This window comes from Pseudoalteromonas 'SMAR', from assembly GCF_048515945.1.
In the GTDB taxonomy this organism is placed as follows: Bacteria; Pseudomonadota; Gammaproteobacteria; order Enterobacterales; family Alteromonadaceae; genus Pseudoalteromonas.
Genome location: NZ_JBLWMW010000043.1, coordinates 16,612 through 33,392, shown reverse-complemented (window position 1 = coordinate 33,392; position 16,781 = coordinate 16,612). Strand labels below are relative to the sequence as shown.

Annotated in this window: 14 protein-coding genes; 9 read left to right on the top strand and 5 right to left on the bottom strand. The window is 43.6% G+C overall.

What is annotated here, in order from left to right; translation table 11 throughout:
• From atpD to ACNKW2_RS15880, 5 genes are all read left to right on the top strand, one after another.
• Positions 1 to 920, top strand: a 920-nt coding sequence (atpD, locus tag ACNKW2_RS15900; RefSeq protein ID WP_419149439.1) for a F0F1 ATP synthase subunit beta, incomplete at its 5' end; no start/stop codon positions are given.
• Positions 921 to 933: 13 nt separating this feature from the next.
• Complete coding sequence (locus ACNKW2_RS15895; protein WP_419149438.1) at positions 934 to 1,350, top strand: F0F1 ATP synthase subunit epsilon; 417 nt, start codon at positions 934 to 936, stop codon at positions 1,348 to 1,350.
• A gap of 260 nt (positions 1,351 to 1,610) precedes the next feature.
• On the top strand, positions 1,611 to 2,972 hold the full coding sequence (gene glmU / locus ACNKW2_RS15890) for a bifunctional UDP-N-acetylglucosamine diphosphorylase/glucosamine-1-phosphate N-acetyltransferase GlmU (protein ID WP_419149437.1): 1,362 nt from the start codon (positions 1,611 to 1,613) through the stop codon (positions 2,970 to 2,972).
• Positions 2,973 to 3,130: 158 nt separating this feature from the next.
• Complete coding sequence (locus tag ACNKW2_RS15885; protein WP_419149436.1) at positions 3,131 to 4,375, top strand: HlyD family secretion protein; 1,245 nt, start codon at positions 3,131 to 3,133, stop codon at positions 4,373 to 4,375.
• A gap of 72 nt (positions 4,376 to 4,447) precedes the next feature.
• Positions 4,448 to 6,586 carry a peptidase domain-containing ABC transporter gene (locus ACNKW2_RS15880; RefSeq protein WP_419149435.1) on the top strand — a complete coding sequence of 713 codons (2,139 nt, stop codon included), beginning with the start codon at positions 4,448 to 4,450 and terminating at the stop codon, positions 6,584 to 6,586.
• 382 nt (positions 6,587 to 6,968) lie between these two features.
• Here the strand turns inward: ACNKW2_RS15880 and ACNKW2_RS15875 are convergent, their stop codons facing one another.
• The gene (locus tag ACNKW2_RS15875; protein ID WP_419149434.1) at positions 6,969 to 7,160 is read right to left on the bottom strand and encodes a hypothetical protein; all 192 of its coding nucleotides are present in this window, start codon (positions 7,158 to 7,160) and stop codon (positions 6,969 to 6,971) included.
• Between the two features lie 171 nt (positions 7,161 to 7,331).
• On the opposite strand from ACNKW2_RS15875, the gene ACNKW2_RS15870 reads away from it, so the two are divergent.
• From ACNKW2_RS15870 to ACNKW2_RS15860, 3 genes are all read left to right on the top strand, one after another.
• The gene (locus tag ACNKW2_RS15870) at positions 7,332 to 8,543 is read left to right on the top strand and encodes a lanthionine synthetase LanC family protein (protein ID WP_419149433.1); all 1,212 of its coding nucleotides are present in this window, start codon (positions 7,332 to 7,334) and stop codon (positions 8,541 to 8,543) included.
• A 14-nt stretch (positions 8,544 to 8,557) separates the two neighbouring features.
• Positions 8,558 to 11,722, top strand: coding sequence for a lantibiotic dehydratase (locus ACNKW2_RS15865; RefSeq protein WP_419149432.1), 3,165 nt, complete (start codon positions 8,558 to 8,560; stop codon positions 11,720 to 11,722).
• Between the two features lie 114 nt (positions 11,723 to 11,836).
• On the top strand, positions 11,837 to 12,307 hold the full coding sequence (locus ACNKW2_RS15860; RefSeq protein ID WP_419149431.1) for a hypothetical protein: 471 nt from the start codon (positions 11,837 to 11,839) through the stop codon (positions 12,305 to 12,307).
• A gap of 42 nt (positions 12,308 to 12,349) precedes the next feature.
• Here the strand turns inward: ACNKW2_RS15860 and ACNKW2_RS15855 are convergent, their stop codons facing one another.
• Positions 12,350 to 12,526, bottom strand: a complete 177-nt coding sequence (locus tag ACNKW2_RS15855) for a hypothetical protein (protein ID WP_419149430.1) — start codon at positions 12,524 to 12,526, stop codon at positions 12,350 to 12,352.
• 274 nt (positions 12,527 to 12,800) lie between these two features.
• Here ACNKW2_RS15855 and thpR point away from each other — a divergent pair, with 274 nt between their 5' ends.
• On the top strand, positions 12,801 to 13,319 hold the full coding sequence (gene thpR / locus ACNKW2_RS15850; protein WP_419149429.1) for an RNA 2',3'-cyclic phosphodiesterase: 519 nt from the start codon (positions 12,801 to 12,803) through the stop codon (positions 13,317 to 13,319).
• A 196-nt stretch (positions 13,320 to 13,515) separates the two neighbouring features.
• On the opposite strand, the gene ACNKW2_RS15845 is transcribed toward thpR, so the two are convergent.
• The 3 genes from ACNKW2_RS15845 to ACNKW2_RS15835 all read right to left on the bottom strand — a co-directional run bounded on the left by ACNKW2_RS15845 (position 13,516) and on the right by ACNKW2_RS15835 (position 16,737).
• Positions 13,516 to 14,172 carry a glycoside hydrolase family protein gene (locus tag ACNKW2_RS15845; RefSeq protein WP_419149427.1) on the bottom strand — a complete coding sequence of 219 codons (657 nt, stop codon included), beginning with the start codon at positions 14,170 to 14,172 and terminating at the stop codon, positions 13,516 to 13,518.
• A 181-nt stretch (positions 14,173 to 14,353) separates the two neighbouring features.
• Positions 14,354 to 15,640: a LysM peptidoglycan-binding domain-containing protein gene (locus tag ACNKW2_RS15840; protein WP_419149425.1), complete on the bottom strand. Its 1,287-nt coding sequence runs from the start codon at positions 15,638 to 15,640 to the stop codon at positions 14,354 to 14,356.
• A 233-nt stretch (positions 15,641 to 15,873) separates the two neighbouring features.
• Positions 15,874 to 16,737, bottom strand: a complete 864-nt coding sequence (locus ACNKW2_RS15835; RefSeq protein WP_419149424.1) for a LytR/AlgR family response regulator transcription factor — start codon at positions 16,735 to 16,737, stop codon at positions 15,874 to 15,876.
• Between the last annotated feature and the right edge of the window lie 44 nt (positions 16,738 to 16,781).

Sequence of the window (16,781 nt, the reverse complement as noted above, 5' to 3'; positions counted from 1 at the left end):
GTAAAACCGTAAACATGATGGAGCTTATCCGTAACATCGCAATCGAGCACAGCGGCTACTCAGTATTCGCAGGTGTTGGTGAGCGTACTCGTGAGGGTAATGACTTCTACCATGAGATGAACGACTCAAACGTACTAGATAAAGTATCTCTAGTATACGGTCAAATGAATGAGCCACCGGGTAACCGTTTACGCGTAGCGTTAACTGGTCTTACTATGGCTGAGAAGTTCCGTGACGAAGGTCGTGACGTACTTTTCTTCGTTGATAACATCTACCGTTATACTCTAGCGGGTACAGAGGTATCAGCACTTCTAGGTCGTATGCCTTCAGCAGTAGGTTACCAACCAACTCTTGCTGAAGAAATGGGTGTACTTCAAGAGCGTATCGCATCTACTAAGACGGGTTCAATCACTTCAATCCAAGCGGTATACGTACCTGCGGATGACTTAACTGACCCATCTCCAGCAACAACGTTTGCTCACTTAGATGCAACAGTAGTACTTTCTCGTGATATCGCTTCACTTGGTATCTACCCTGCGGTAGACCCACTTGATTCATCTTCACGTCAACTTGACCCATTAGTAATCGGTCAAGAGCACTACGATACAGCGCGTGGCGTTCAAACAGTTCTTCAACGTTATAAAGAACTTAAAGACATCATCGCAATCCTAGGTATGGACGAGCTTTCTGACGAAGATAAGCAAGTTGTATCTCGTGCACGTAAAATCCAGCGTTTCCTATCGCAGCCGTTCTTCGTTGCTGAGGTATTCACAGGTGCACCTGGTAAATACGTTTCACTGAAAGACACGATTTCTGGCTTCAAAGGCATCTTAAACGGTGAATACGATGACATGCCAGAGCAGGCTTTCTACATGGTTGGCTCAATCGACGAAGCAGTTGAAAAAGCCAAAAACATGTAATTAGGGGGTTGTTATGGCAATGACAGTACATCTTGACGTAGTAAGCGCAGAAGAGAATCTATTCTCTGGTGACGTAACTGCGATTCAAGTGACCGGTAGCGAAGGTGAACTTGGTATTCACCCTGGCCACGCGCCACTACTGACTGGCCTAAAACCTGGTATGGTTCGTTTGGTTGCAACAGATGGCACAGAAGATGTTATCTACGTTGCCGGCGGCACGCTTGAAGTTCAACCACAAACAGTAACAGTCCTAGCGGACGTTGCTATGCGTGCTGAAGAACTTGATGAGCAAGCTGCTGAAGAAGCCAAGCGTGAAGCGCATGCGCAAATGGCTGCAGGCTCTGCAGACGAGTTGGATTACCAGCGCGCTGCTGTTCAACTAGAAGAAGCGCTTGCACAGCTACGCGTTCTTCGCCAGCTGCGCAAATAGCCAACCACCTATCTGGTTATAAAAAACCCACACTGAAGAGTGTGGGTTTTTTTATGCTTGCGAAGCAGAGAAGTACAATCGAAAACAACACTTACCTTCTTTTCTATTCCTCGCTACAATATTGCACAATTTGTACTGAGTAAGTACTTATCTGCCTGCCAATTTAGGTATCGCGATGCACATAGAAGTGATGGCGTTAAAGGCATAAGAACCCAAAGGTGCGCTTGTTTAACTGACACAAGAAAAAGGATCCTGTGTTCATGCCATTAAATACAATCATTCTGGCTGCGGGTAAAGGTACCCGTATGCGCTCGAAGCTGCCTAAGGTACTACATCCTATTGCGGGTAAACCTATGGTGCAGCACGTAATTGATAATGCTGTTTCTCTTGGAGCTAGGGCTACAAACTTAGTGTATGGTCATGGCGCGGAACAGCTAAAGGCGGCTTTGGCACATAATGAGGTGAACTGGGTACATCAAGCTGACCAGTTAGGTACCGGTCATGCAGTTGCGGTTGCTCAACAATACATTGGCGATGATGATAAAGTATTGATTCTTTATGGTGATGTCCCACTGACTAAGCAAAGCACCCTACAACGTTTACTGGACGTCACTCCAGATAATGGCCTGGCGGTATTAACGGTCGACTTGCCTAACCCAACAGGGTATGGCCGCATGCTGAGAGAAAATGGCAAGTTAGTTGGTATTATTGAACAAAAAGATGCTTCACCACAGCAATTAGCTATTACTGAAATCAACACTGGGATCATGGCTGCTAATGGTGGCTTATTGAAAAAGTGGCTAGGTCAGCTATCGAATGACAATGCTCAGGGCGAGTATTACCTTACGGATATTGTTGCCATGGCTCATGCTGAAGGAATCGAGATCGCTTCAGCGCAGCCTGATGATGCTATGGAAGTTGAAGGGGCGAACAATCGTGTTCAACTTGCGGCTCTAGAGCGCGCATATCAAGCGTGGCAAGCCGAAGAGTTAATGATTAATGGTGCCAGCCTTGCCGACCCTGCACGGGTTGATGTCCGTGGTAGAGTGGCTACTGGGCAAGATGTTGAAATCGATGTCAATGTGATTTTTGAAGGCCAAGTTGAGATTGGTAATGACGTTGTGATTGGGCCTAACTGCGTGCTGAAAAATTGCAAAATTGGCGATGGCGTGGTGATTAAAGCCAATACCATGATTGAAGATGCCCAAGTTGCCGATAAATGTACGTTAGGGCCTTTTGCACGTTTACGCCCTGGTGCCGTAATGGAAGAAGACTCTCATGTTGGCAATTTTGTCGAAATGAAAAAGTCACGCTTAGGCAAAGGCTCAAAAGCCAACCACCTTACTTACCTTGGCGATGCGGAAGTAGGTGAAAAAGTGAATATTGGTGCCGGCACAATTACTTGTAACTACGATGGCGTTAACAAATCAAAAACCATCATTGGTGATAATGCCTTTATTGGTTCTAACTCGTCGTTGGTAGCACCGGTTGAGATTGGCTCTACCGCAACCGTAGGTGCAGGTTCGGTGATCACGGCAACGGTTAAAGATGAACAGTTGGCTGTAGCCCGTGGTAAACAACGCAACCTTGATGGTTGGCAAAGACCGCAGAAAAAATCATAACGGCAATGTTGCCTACCATCTACGCGGTGGTGGGTAATTGCACAAATCTTATTTAAGGCGGGGGATCTCTCGCCTTAACGCATTCCTTTTAGTCACCGCTCGTGGTACATTGTCTTTTCATAAAAAAATATTAACAATAATGTTACTCAGTAAGTGCTATGGATAATTTATTTCGCCGCGAGGTGCTAGAGCATAAACAGCACCGGCTTGAAGGCACGATCAGTTTAATTCAACCCCCCGTATTTAAAGTACTCGGCTTACTTATCTTAGTGGTTGTTATTTTAAGCTTGGTATTCTTGTCTGCTGGTAGCTATACCAGAAAGGAAAGGGTTTCAGGGGTAATAGAGCCCAGTGGTGGCTTGTTGCGCGTTGCTTCAGGGCAGCAAGGCGTGATTTCAGAAGTGTTGGTGCAAGAAGGTGAGCAGGTCGAACTTGGCCAGCCTCTATTGAGGATTGCATCGGCAAAGCACAGCACCGAAGCAATCGAACTAAATCAGGCCCTGCTAAATCAGTATCGCTTTCAACAAAAAAACTTAGCACAACAAATTGAGCAATTGCGAAACCAGCACCAATTGGATTTAAAGGAGCTTAGGCGTCAGCGAGACACCGCTAGAGCTAAGTTAGCCGAATTAGAAAGCCAAGCGAGTACCTTTCAGCAGCGGCTCCTACTCAACCAAGATTTAGTTTCACAAATTGCGACTCTTAAAGGCACAGGGTATATATCTGAGCTGGAGTTACAGCGACAAAAAGACACCTTATTATCTCTGAAGCAGCAGTCTTCCACTATTCGTTCAGAGCGAATTGCCTTAGAAGCACAATTAGAAAACATCAAAAGCCAGTTAGCTAAGTTACCTATTGAGCAACAAAACCGTATTTCACAATTGCAATCGCAACAAGCGGACTTATTGATTCAAATCTCTTCCATAGAGCAGCAGCGTTTAGGTGAGGTAAGGGCAACACAAAGTGGCATAGTGACAGGGTTGCTAGCAAAAGTAGGTAAAAATGTTTCGGCAGGACAACACCTATTAACACTAATACCTGAAAATAGTGCAATGCAAGCGGTGGTGTATATTCCTACATCTGCCTTCGGCTTTATCAAAGAGGGGCAATCAACCAAGTTACGTTACCACGCTTTCCCATACGAAAAGTTTGGTATTTACCAAGGTCAGATCGTCGAGTTAAGTAATAGTGTTATTTTACCTGCAGAAACCAGTATGCCAGGCATTATTCAAGAGCCTGCCTACCGTGTAGTTGTTGCTTTAGCAGAGCAAACCGTGAAAGCGTATGGCAAAGATACACCGCTTAGAGCCGGTATGACGCTAGATGCCGATATTGTGGTAGAAGAGCGTTCGCTATTACGCTGGTTGTTCGACCCTGTATTTAGTATCAAGGGACAACTATGAGTTGGGTGACGAGATTGAATCAACGGTTAAACCACAGCCGTGTTGTGACAAATAAGAAGTAAAAGGGTCGCTATGGAAATGGAACACGAAGGCACAGCGAGCAAGTTAGAGTTCTGGTCGCGCAAATCACTGCCAGTGATTATTCAATCGGAAGCCGCAGAATGTGGTCTGGCTAGTCTGGCAATGGTTGCAGGGTATTATGGTTACCACACCGATCTGACTCGTTTACGGCAGCGCTTTAGCATCTCGATAGAGGGCTGTACGCTACTCGATATCATGCACTTTGCCGAAAAGCTCAACTTGACCACCAGACCCTTGAGAATAGAGCTTGAAGATCTGGATGCGCTGCAAACACCTGCCATTTTACATTGGGATATGAATCACTTTGTGGTGCTTAAAAAAGCGAATGCCAAACGAATCGTGATCCACGACCCTGCTGGTGGTGAAAAAACCTTTACCATGGAGGAGGCGTCAAAACACTTTACCGGGGTAGCGCTAGAACTAACTCCAACAAAAGATTTTGAAAAAGAAGAGAAAAAGCCCACTCTTAGATTTTCAGACTTTTGGAGCCGCATAACAGGGCTTAAGCGCTCCTTATTACTGATATTTACTCTGTCAGTTTTACTGCAAGTATTTACTCTTGCCGCACCTTATTATATTCAGCTGGTGATTGATGATGTCATCTTAACCGGTGATACTTCGCTCCTGACCGTGTTGGCGGTTGGCTTTTTTATGGTTTTGGTGTTTGAAATAGCCACCAATGCTTTGCGTGGTTTTACCTTACTGCACTTTGGTAACCAAATGAATATTCAACTGGGGGCAAACCTTTTTCATCACTTAGTGCGTCTGCCGATAAGTTATTTTGAAAAGCGTCACATGGGGGATGTGGTTTCTCGTTTTGGTTCATTGCAGCAAGTAAAGCAATTGCTTACTACAGGTGTCATTGAGGCAATCATAGATGGCCTTATGGCGGTGATCACCTTAGCCATGATCTTTTTCTATAGCCCTATGTTATCTGCGGTGGTGCTTGTTGCGGTGATAGCTTATGCCATCATTCGTATCTTAATGTATCGGCCATTTCGAAATATTAGTGAGCAAGAAATCATGGCGCGTGCTGAAGAAAACTCCAACTTTATGGAAACAGTACGTGGTATTCAAACTATCAAATTGTTTGGCTCAGAGGTAAAACGTGAAGGACAGTGGCAAAACCGCTATGCCAATGCCATTAACCATAATATTCGCCTAGGTAATTTTAACATTGGCTATGACGCGATAAATCGTGCCTTGTTTGGCATTGAAAATATTATTGTGGTGTATTTGGCGGCACACTTGGTGATAGCTGGTGGCTTTAGTACCGGTATGCTATTCGCGTTTATGTCTTATAAGCGCCAGTTTATGGATAAAACCGCTAACCTCATTGAAAAGCTGATTGAGTTTAAAATGCTAGGGTTACATTTTGATCGTATTGCTGATATTGCACTGACCGATAAAGAAGAGCTGCAGCCCGATAAGTATCGAAAACTTACCATTAATGGCAGGATCACCGTTAGGGATGTATCTTTTGCCTATTCAGATGCCACGCCGAATGTCATTAATAAGCTCAATTTAGACATCGAAGCAGGAGAGTCAGTTGCCATCACTGGGCCTTCAGGGTGCGGGAAGTCGACTTTGCTTAAACTGATGTTAGGTTTGAACCAACCCTCTCATGGTGAGATTTTGATTGATGGGGTGCCGCTTAGTCAAATTGGTGCACGCCAATATCGCCAGCAAATTGCTGCGGTAATGCAAGATGACGAATTGCTTTCTGGCACGGTTGCAGACAATATTGCCTTCTTTGACAGTCCAATCAACATGGAAAAAGTAGTACATTGCGCTCAACTTGCAGCCATTCATGATGATATTAGTGATATGCCAATGGGTTACGACAGCTTGATTGGTGATATGGGGTCGAGTCTTTCAGGGGGACAAAAGCAACGAATCATCTTAGCGCGTGCGTTATACAAAGACCCTAAAATCTTATTTATGGATGAAGCAACGAGCCATCTTGATACCGGTCTTGAGGAAGACATTAATGAGGCCGTATCACGACTAAAAATAACCCGAGTGATTATTGCCCATCGTAAAGAAACAATTGCCTCTGCGGATAGAGAAATCAAAATGAGAAAGCCTGAGCAGCCTGAAGGTGAAGAGTTACAGAGTGAATCTGAGTAAGCCCAGAAAGCATGGATGTACTATTTACCGAGGTAAGCTCGGTCATTTTGCTAGCAAAAGGTCATGTTGCACATGCTATTCAGTAGTAAGTGAAGGTGTGAGCAGGCTGCTGCATTGAGGCTTTTTACTTCTTTTAAAAAGCTTCGAAATGAGCTTCTTGAGTGTGGGTATAAAAATACCTGCGGGTATTAAAACGTAAATTGAGAAGCTAGGCTGCTGACGCAGGTAAATATTCGATGTTACTGAAACGGTGGTTGTCTGGAGCGAATGCTTTTTTTATTATCCCTGATTTGTGCTTTATAGAAAACGGCGCAGCTCTCTAAACACTGGCTGCATATATGTGTGAAAGGCCAAAACAGTCATCCATTTTGGCCTGCGACCATTAAAAAACTGGGCGGCAGTTCGGTCCACCATAGCCGCAAGTATGCTTAGGTACCAAAGTTAATGGGCCGTCACACACATCTGCATCTGTCCAGTTAGCACCACCAGCTACTTGTGGTGTCATTTGTGCTGGTAGTGATTTGCTATCTGCGCTTAGAGCTTTGATTTTCTTCTTGTTTAACTTTAAGTTCATTAAATATCTCCTTTATGTGATACAACCATTATTGTTGCATTTTTAAGTTAATATATAAAATTATTGTTATCAAGTGATTGTTTTATATTTTGAAATGTTGGTTTATTGGTTTTTTTGTTTACTTCGGGTTAATCTAGATGCAGATGTATTTTAGAGTAAACAAGGATAGACATGTCAGAACAAAGCATTGCCACCCCCGAACAACAAGCAATCATTCATGAAATTCTACAAAAGCTGAGTAAAACCGTTTCTGAGAACATCAATCAAGTCAGTGATAACGGTTTATTGTCTGGTTTGGCAGGTCAATTACTGTTTTTATTTAATGCCCACAAAATAAACACGGCATTTGTTAATGAAGATATGTTCGCTAATAAACTGGAGCAGCTACAATCACAACTCGATCAACAAAGCTTAGAGCTAAGCAGCGGTTTAGCTGGGCAAGCATGGTTACTTGAATATTTTAATCAAGCTGATATGAGTGATTATGATGCTGAATTGCTTGATGATGTTGACCACTTATTCCTGCAAGCTTTAAATCATCAACCGTGGTCCGGTGAAATTGAATTTGTTTTAGGGTTGGCTGGGTATGCCCCTTATATTGCTAGAAGAAGCAAGTGCACAGATCAAACCGCTTTAATAAAAGTACTAGTCGATAATTATAGCAGTGTGGCAACGTGGTTGGAGAATGGTCAGGTTTGTTGGTCTCAACCTCCAGGGTCAGTATACCGGTTTAATACCTCGACGCCTTCAAAGCCAGAGTATAATTTAGGCTTAGCACATGGTGTTCCAAGTGTGATTGCTGCGTTATTGCCTGGGTTACAAGTGGAAGAACTAAAAGACAGTGTTACCAAGCTATTACTGGCAAGCTGTGACTGGTTACTGGCACAACAAAACCCAGATCAAGATGACCTGTGCTGCTTTGGCTCAGTCGTTGGTAGCGATTATCGCTCAAGGTTAGGTTGGTGTTATGGTGATTTAGCTATAGCGCTTCTTATAGCTCGCGTTGCTACCGCATTGGATCGCCCTTCTTTAATGGAGCGGGCGCAATATATTGCTTTGAAGACGACGCAGCGAGATGCGGTGAACGGAGCCATAAACGACGCGGGTTTATGTCATGGCTTTGTTGGGCTGGTTAGTATGTATCAGCTGCTGTATCAATTAATCCCACATCCAGACTTAAAAAAGACAGCACAGTACTGGCTCGACTACACCTTAGAGCAATACCACCTTCATGGCCTTGAGGCATTTTACGCCTTTAATGGTGATACACGAGCAGGATATGAAGAATATGGCTTCTTAATGGGATATGCCGGAGTTGGGTTAGGCCTCACTGCGGTGCTAAATGATGATTTGGAGTGGGCAGAGTGTTTATTAATGAAGTAGTTAAAGGAGCTAACATGTCCAAAAACAACAACACAACGGTGACGAATAGTATAGCGCCTTTTTTTGTCATTAGAACGCCCAGGCTTAGCTTAGAGCTACTGTCTAAGTTTGCTGATGAATCTAATTGTACTAATGCCATTTTAGAACAGTGGTTGGCTCTAGATGGTGTGCTTGAGGCTGTCTATTTAGCCAGCCCATCTTTACTCGAAAGAATTGAGCTATGGCGGCAAAAACCTGAGTCTAAACAGGGTAAAAAGGTGGCTCAGGCGTTATTAAAGTACATGCTTCGAATGTGCTCTAGAGCAACACCCTTTGGTTTATTTTCTGGAGTGTACAAAGGCCAGTTGACTGAGCAGTCGACTTTACAAGTTAAATCTCACCAGCAAGACCTGCGCAAAACTCGGTTAGACATGTTCTACTTATCAGCTCTAAAAGAGCACATAGTAAAGCAAGCCAGTAGTTTAAATTACAAGCCAAACTCCTCACACTACTTTGTTGCTAATCAGTGTCGTTATATTGAGGGTTACCTCTCCAATAATAACATGCAGTATCGCTTAAGTGCGGTGGAGTCTGATGAATATTTTAAGTTTGTGATGCAAGCAGCAGCCGAGGGTAAGCCATTTTCGGAGCTAGTCAGCTCGTTCATGTGCAAGTACCCGGAAGCAGAGCAAACTCAAGTTGAAGAATACATACAAGCTCTTGTTGATGAAAAAGTTTTGCAAGCTGATTTGCCATTACCCTTAACAGGGGAGTCGCCAGATTTAGGGTTACTCCGGTCACTGGAGCAAGCCGGTGAGTTAGACATTGCTGATAAGCTTGCAACGGCACTGACAATGCTAGAGCGCTTGGACCATAATAGCGATGGCTCGATAAAGCCTTACCAGCAATTGATAAAGCACTTTCAAACGTTGCCAGTAAAAGCCGAAGAAAATAAGCTCTTTCAGACCGATGTCTACCGTTCTTTTGAGCACTGCCAAATTGATAACCGAGATGTTCAGCGTGTTGTACAAAAGTTAGAGCTAATTGCAGAGCTCAGTAACCATAAAGTAAACAATCCGCTGGATAGGTTTATTAGCCAATTTAATGCACGGTTCGAGGGGCAGTTTGTTCCCTTAGATGTTGTGTTAGATGATGAGTCGGGTATTAGTGTTTCAAATGAGACGGGTTATGAAGCGCCATTAATCGCTGGGCTAAATTTGGCTAGAGAAGGGGGGGAGCTGCGAGAAAGCAGTGCCGCTACTCCTTTAGATCTCATTGTAGAACAAGCGATTAGCTTGCCAGAGAACCGCAACAAGGACTGTATTGTTCTAAAAAGCAAAGAATTGAAGCAAAAAAAAGCGTCGACAAAAACACCCGTCAGTAAAGATTTTCCAGCTTCATTTGCCGTTATGTTAAGTATTTTTGAAGACCAAAAACACAATACAGTTTTTAAATTCAATGGCTGTGGTGGTCCCTCGTCGGCAAATCTTATCGGTCGTTTCTGCCATCTTAATGAGGAGCTTAAGGAAGAACTTATCACAGAGCTTAAGCGTGAAGAGTCGCACTCAGAAGATGTCATTTTTGCCGAAGTGGCACATATGCCAGAAGGACGTCCTGGAAATGTGATTGCTCGCCCTCACTTACGTCAATATGAAATTGTATTTATGGCAGACAGTAGCCTAGACGAAGCGTATCAAATCCCTTTAAGCGATCTATACGTGTGGGTTGAAGGTGAAAAGGTCAAACTATGGAGTAAACGACTCAACAAGCAAGTAGTGCCTCGCCTTTCTTGTGCTCATAATTACTCCTCCCGAAGTCTAAGTGCCTATAAGTTTTTATGTATGATGCAGCACCAAGACGGTAAACCACCTGTTTTTAACTTACCCAGCAGTACAGTGAATGCAACTTTTGTACCCCGCATTATGCTGGATAATTTGATCTTGAGTGAAAAGACATGGCGGATTAATCGCAAAGAACTGGTGTCACTCTATAACGATGGTGATCTGGATAAACAGCAATTATCAGCATTACTTGATAAGTATCAATTAGACCCTCAGGTGAGTTACGCAATGGCGGATAATGTATTGCAACTTGATCTTCGCCGTCCAGAGCTACTCGCAATATTATTAAACGAAACCAAAGGAAGAGAAAGAGTAGAGCTTAAAGAGGTACTGACATCACAGTTGCACTCAGCGGTGACCGATACTCAAGGCAATCACTACAGTAATGAAGTTATTTTGCCTGTATTTAATGCCAATGCTGCAGTCCATAGGCACTATACACACAGTCCTCTGGAGCATATTCAGGCTGCAGCAATCAAACGTCGATTTAGTGCCGGCTCAGAATGGTTGAGTGTAAAAATATATTCAGGCAACTCAGTGTTAGAGCAGCTGCTTATTGAAAAAATACTCCCCTTTATCGCCGAACATCAGCAGGATTATAAAAAGTGGTTCTTCATTCGCTATGGCGATCCTAGTTGGCATTTAAGGCTGCGCTTCTTAGGTGAACCAGAGAAGTTATGCGGTGAATTATTGCCAAAGCTGAATCAGCTCTTAAGCCCGATGATAGAGCAAGGAGAGCTACAAAAGGTTGAGTTGATGACCTATGAACGTGAAGTTGAACGTTATGGCGGCCCTGAGTCTATGGCACTGGTAGAGTCATTGTTTATGGCCGATAGCGAGATGATTGCTAAAGCGTGTCAATTGGTCGAAGAGTATGGTGAAGATGTGCGTTGGCGTATTGCTACACTGTGCAGTGATAGGCTCTTAACCTTATTTGGATATAGTCCGGCGGAAAAGCTAGCACTAATTTCAACTTTACGTGCGGCGTTTGGTCGTGAATTTAATGAAACGAGTGTGTTGCGAAAGCAATTAGGGCAACGTTACCGTGAGTATCAAACACAACTTGATTCGGACTTTAAACGAGTACAATCATCTCAAGTAAAGCAGTGCGATGATAGTCAAAAAGCCATTTTAGCGTTGCTACAGAATTGGCAGCAACAGGCTCAACCTGTGGTCAATCAGATCTTGGTGTTGAACGATAAAGGTTGCCTTAATTGTAGCAAGGACACTTTGTTGGGCTCACTGTTGCATATGCACAACAATCGAATGTTTAAAGCTTATGGCCGAGAACAAGAGTTGGTTATCCACGATATGCTAAGAAGGAAATATTTCTCTTCGCAACAATTGCCAGAGCAATAAGGAAAGAGGCAGCTAACTGCCTCTGTTAAGTCTATACTTGCATCAAAGCAATAAACTTTGGAGTGCAATATGCATACACGTTTTCTAGCAGTACTGCTATTGCTGAGTTGTTAGGTGTGGGCTCAGCCGCAACTAATTGATGAGCTTAAGGTTTTTACGCGGTACTTAGGAACTTGGGAAGCGAACTTTCCCGCTGCTAAGGGTAAGCCTGCAATGCAGGATGTAGCTCGATGGGAACGTGCTCTTAATGGCACGGCAGTGCGGACTTTGCTCTCTATTAATAAGGGGATGTATGGTGGTGAATCACTGATCTTTTGGGATAACAGCAAAGCAAGCTTAGTCTTCTTTTATTTCACTACGGCTGGCTTTTATACGCAAGGCACTATGGAGGTGATTAGCCCAACAGAGTTTGTTGCTTATGAAGAGGTGCACAATAGCAAAGAGGGGATAACTAAAGTGAAATCCACAAGTAAGTTTGCGAACGGCGAGTTTTTAGTATCTACCCAGTACCTAAAAAATGGCAGTTGGACCACCGCCACGACCCGCAGATACAGAGCAAGTCAAAAAAAGGTTCAGTTTAAATAGTCAAAGTCCCCGTTTGGGCACTTTGACTGATAATTTATCTGCTTAGTAGATATCAGGGCATGTGTACATGCCGCAAGTGTTGGCTACGCAATGCGTTAGGCCAGCTCTACTTAGAAAATAACCGTTACCACCGGCAACTTGAGGAGTCATTGCTGCTGGAACGTGTTTTTTGTCAGCTGATAGGGTTTTCATCTTCTTTTTGTTTAAAGATAATTTCATTTTAGTATTCCTTCTATGTGTTTACTCTCGATGAGCTATTAATTGGTGTGTTTGTAAAACAAAAACCTTTAAGATGTTTTATTTACAAATAAAACACACTCAATAAACAAAAATAACACATTTAATTTTTTTTCAATGTGTTTGGTCAATAAAGTTGCAGTTTGAGTCGGTAGTTTATCTTTGATAGGCAGGCTGACTCTGTTCCTTTGCTGCGGTTATGCTAACTTTAACAGGTAAATCTTGATTAACACGGCTAAATTAACAAGGGTGTAAGATGCAGCAGCGGTTATTTTTTGGAATTGCTATTGATGAGGCAGTACGTGCTCACATTGGTCAGTGGCTGGTGGATAGTGTCGTGGCCAATAAAGTAAATACGCACCCAAGTAATTGGCACCTTACTTTGGCTTTTCTGGCCATGGTAGAGGAGTCTCAAGTGGCTAGTTTGTGTGACTTTGCCAGCACCTTGACGGTGCCAAAATTTACCCTTAACTTCAGTGAATACGGGTATTGGTCTCATAATGGTATTTTTTACTTGAAGCCAGAGCAAAAGCCACAACCACTGTTAGATCTTGCTAATCCATTGCGAGCATTTGCACAAAAGCGAGATCACTATCACGATCCCCATCCTTTTTCGCCGCACATTACTTTATTTCGTGGATGTAAGCCAGAACCTCAGGTGGCAAGACCGATTAAGCCTTTCTCATTGGATGTTAAAAAGTTTTACCTTTATCATTCACACCGTAATGAGCAGGGCCTAGCGTATGATCCTATCGCATCATTTTTCTTGCAATAATGCTTTTAGGTACAGATGCTCAGCGTTTAGTTGGCATCACCTTATGCAAATAGAAGGTGGGTTTTAGTGCTAGAGTGCACCATGAGGTGCCAGTCTATAATGTCTATAGCCAGTCCTGGTGTGGCTAATTAATAAACAGTGGACAGGGAGAATCGCTTTAAACCTCCAGTGAAAGCATGGTTAATATTCAGCAAGATTAAAAGCTAAATAGCCGTTTTAGCTGCCTGGAGAGCAATTCAAACCAAGAAAGTTTTACTCGAGGATAACTGGCACATTTTAATAATAGTGCTTGAGTCGCCTCGTTTCTGCTGGGGCTAATACCATGACGACGGCAGGCTGTGGCTGCAGTTTGCCAATCTTGTTGGGCAATGGCGGTAAGTAGCTCGGAGAAGTTTGTCTGTAAGGTGTCACAGCCTAAGTTGTATGCCATCTCCAGTAACGCCGTTTTAGCTGGTGTGGGTAATGCTTTATAAGGAATACTGGTCACCGATTGCTTCGCTAATAAAGCGCTAAGTTCGCGCTCAAAGTGTTTGAGTCGCCTTGTTAATAATGCTTTGGAGATTTTTGGTGCCAGAGTTAATTTGGTGTGTTGCGCGTACCATGAAGCTTTATGGCCCTGTGGCAGCTGTGAGATGGTGTGATATTCGTCGAGCTTCTGTTGTAGGGTAGCCATTTGCTTAGAGCGCCTGTCTAATAGTGGCAATTTACAGAACCTTTCCTTGTTGGGGAGGCGAAAGCCCACGCCAATGCTGGGGATACCATCAAGGTCTAAGTGAAGAAACAGTACTTCGCTTTCAAACTGCAGCAGGTGCTTTATAACGCCTTTGTAGAAGTGGTTGGGTCGGTTGAGCAATGTGGCACCTCCGTGATGACCGATTTCTCATTGGTGACATAGCACTTCTTAAGTATAGAACAGTAACAGGCCTGCGCTTTAAAATTCGTTTTGGCACGGTCTATTTTATCCCACAGTCCCTGATTAAAAGTGCTTTTAGGCATGGTAAAAATGTTGTGTTTGGTTCGGTCATGTTGTTTTCCTACGGAGATAAAAACACCTGAAGTGTTTCACCAATCTTTAAACGATTGTGAGACAACTGATTCCATTGCTTGAGCTTAGCCACGGTGACATTAAACTGCTTAGCGATACGCCATAAGCTATCTCCCCGCTTCACCTTATACTCTAGCTGTTTATCAGCCAGGATAGGCAGAATAAGCTGCTTACCAGCACGGATGTGATCGCTTTTGAGACGATTAAATGCTTTTAGCTCAGCCACCGAAAGTTGATAGCGCTTGGCAATGGTACTGAGGCTATCGCCGCGACGTATGGTGTATTGTTGCCAGGTGCCGGCGGGCATTTTGGGCAAGTCGGCGAGCATAGCATGCCACTCATCAATACGCTTAGCCGGGACCACAACGTGCTCAGGTCCGCCTAATAAAGCCGGAAAGCGGGCATATCCTGGATTCAATGTTGCAATCTCTTGCCAGCGACTCAAGTCAGTAAGAATGGCACCTTGCTGCAGCGCAACCACTTCTAGCGTGGGCTGGTTAGCGATGGCAGGAAACTCCATTAAATCATGTTTGAGCAGCTGTGCGGCCGCCAGCAGTTTGGGTACATAATGGCGAGTTTGCCGCGGGAGCTTAAGATGAAAAAAATCGGTGGGTTTGCCTGCACGCTTGTTGCGGGCAATGGCTGCGGCCACTCGGCCTTCTCCGGTGTTATAAGCGGCAATAGCGTGATACCAATTACCATCAAAACGCTTATGTAAGTATTGCAAAAAATCCAAAGCGACGCGGGTTGAATCAACAATGTCTTGGCGACCGTCGTACCAGTTATTAATTTTAGCGCCATAGTGCTTGGCAATCAGAGGGGTAAGTTGCCACAAACCCGACGCATGCTTGTGTGAGTAAGCTTGAGTATTAAAGTCGCTTTCTATTAGCGGCATTAAGGCCAGCTCAATAGGCATTTTACGCTGCTCAACTTGCTCCACCAAATAATACAGCAAAGGGGCAGCGCGCTCGCTGATGGTATGCATGTAGTTTGGGTGTTTTAAATACCACTCAATACGACGTTTTACCCGAGGGTCATTAGAGTCAGCAAAGCTCAGTTGTGCCTTTATTCTTAGCCATAAATTGTCGCTCGCAAGCGGATCAAAGGAGGGGGTTAGCTCAACGTTTGATGTGCTTGCAACAGAGGTTGGCTGTGCTTGCTTAGCTACCTGTTCAGAGTTTGTCGATGCTGAATGCTGAGGGTTTGGTGACTGTATTTGACTACAGCCGTTTAACAGCAAAATACCAACAAGTAGTGGAGTAATGAGGTTTTTCATAACGCCTTTTTATTATCCTTTTATTATTATGCAGTCCATGTCGCGGGCCTGAACCACATAAGATTGTATATAAGTTCGGTGCAAATGCAAAAATCAGCATGATAGCAGTTGTGGCTGGCTAGTGTAGGGCGATGAAATGGATACAAAATGAACTTCTGAGTTACAGCATTTAGCATTGATTAATAGATTTCTCGCAATAGCACGCGGTTGCTTAGTGAGCGTCTAGTAATTATTTACTCAAGACGCAGTTGCTGCTTAAATTGTGCTTTGTAGGTTCTTGAAAGCGTTATTACTTTCCCACTTTGCAATGTTATTTCACTGTCACCACTGGCAAGCGGGGTGATACTCACCACCTTTGCAACATTAATGGCAAAAGAGCGATGAACGCGCACAAAGCCCACGGGATCTAAGCGTTGACATAACGAAGTAAGCGTTGAACGTAGCGGGTAAATGCGGCCATTTAAGTGCAAATTGACGTAATTTCCAGACGACTGTAACCATTCAACCTCTTCAACTTTAACGATAAATTCTTTACCAAGCTTACGTACTAATAAATGATGAATAGGTTTAGAAGGTGTGTCACCTTCTTCACTTTCTTGTTTTATTGGTGACGCCTCGCCAAGCATATGGGATACACTAAATTGATACCCTTTTATGAGTGCAATAAAGAACACTAAACTCCAGGCATCTTTTTGATATTCATAGATAAGTTCGAACCAAGAAAGATTGAAGTTGTACTCTCGTTGCAAGCTAAAATAAATCGTTTCACGTAATAACACCATGATGCCAACATGGCTAATACAAAATATCAGTGAAGCAATAAAAAATCGCGCTGCGACCTTAAAAGGCTTGTGCCAAAGCCAAGGAAAAGTACTCAAGTACCATGATATAGCTGGAATTAAAGCCAAACTGGCCGCGGCGCTGGTATATTCCCATACAAAAGGTTCCCACAGCGCAAAGTTGAGCTGCGCATCTCGTTTGGCATCCATGATCTGTGTAATGGCGTTTAAGGTGTTATTAACTGCCAGAAAGAGCGCGAGTAAAAGCATGGCCATCAACGGATGGTATTGCTGAATAAAGGTACGTGAAAACATCATGGTTTAAGTTTTTCTTTTACTCTAGCAAGTGGAAGCAAAGTGGT

Excerpts from the sequence above, each read along its gene's own strand:
- ACNKW2_RS15855 (WP_419149430.1), bottom strand. The coding sequence starts at position 12,526 with ATGAAATTATCTTTAAACAAAAAGAAGATGAAAACCCTATCAGCTGAC.
- ACNKW2_RS15895 (WP_419149438.1), top strand. The coding sequence starts at position 934 with ATGGCAATGACAGTACATCTTGACGTAGTAAGCGCAGAAGAGAATCTA.
- ACNKW2_RS15865 (WP_419149432.1), top strand. The coding sequence starts at position 8,558 with ATGTCCAAAAACAACAACACAACGGTGACGAATAGTATAGCGCCTTTT.
- ACNKW2_RS15875 (WP_419149434.1), bottom strand. The coding sequence starts at position 7,160 with ATGAACTTAAAGTTAAACAAGAAGAAAATCAAAGCTCTAAGCGCAGAT.
- ACNKW2_RS15885 (WP_419149436.1), top strand. The coding sequence starts at position 3,131 with ATGGATAATTTATTTCGCCGCGAGGTGCTAGAGCATAAACAGCACCGG.
- ACNKW2_RS15870 (WP_419149433.1), top strand. The coding sequence starts at position 7,332 with ATGTCAGAACAAAGCATTGCCACCCCCGAACAACAAGCAATCATTCAT.
- ACNKW2_RS15840 (WP_419149425.1), bottom strand. The coding sequence starts at position 15,640 with ATGAAAAACCTCATTACTCCACTACTTGTTGGTATTTTGCTGTTAAAC.
- ACNKW2_RS15880 (WP_419149435.1), top strand. The coding sequence starts at position 4,448 with ATGGAAATGGAACACGAAGGCACAGCGAGCAAGTTAGAGTTCTGGTCG.
- ACNKW2_RS15835 (WP_419149424.1), bottom strand. The coding sequence starts at position 16,737 with ATGATGTTTTCACGTACCTTTATTCAGCAATACCATCCGTTGATGGCC.
- glmU (WP_419149437.1), top strand. The coding sequence starts at position 1,611 with ATGCCATTAAATACAATCATTCTGGCTGCGGGTAAAGGTACCCGTATG.
- thpR (WP_419149429.1), top strand. The coding sequence starts at position 12,801 with ATGCAGCAGCGGTTATTTTTTGGAATTGCTATTGATGAGGCAGTACGT.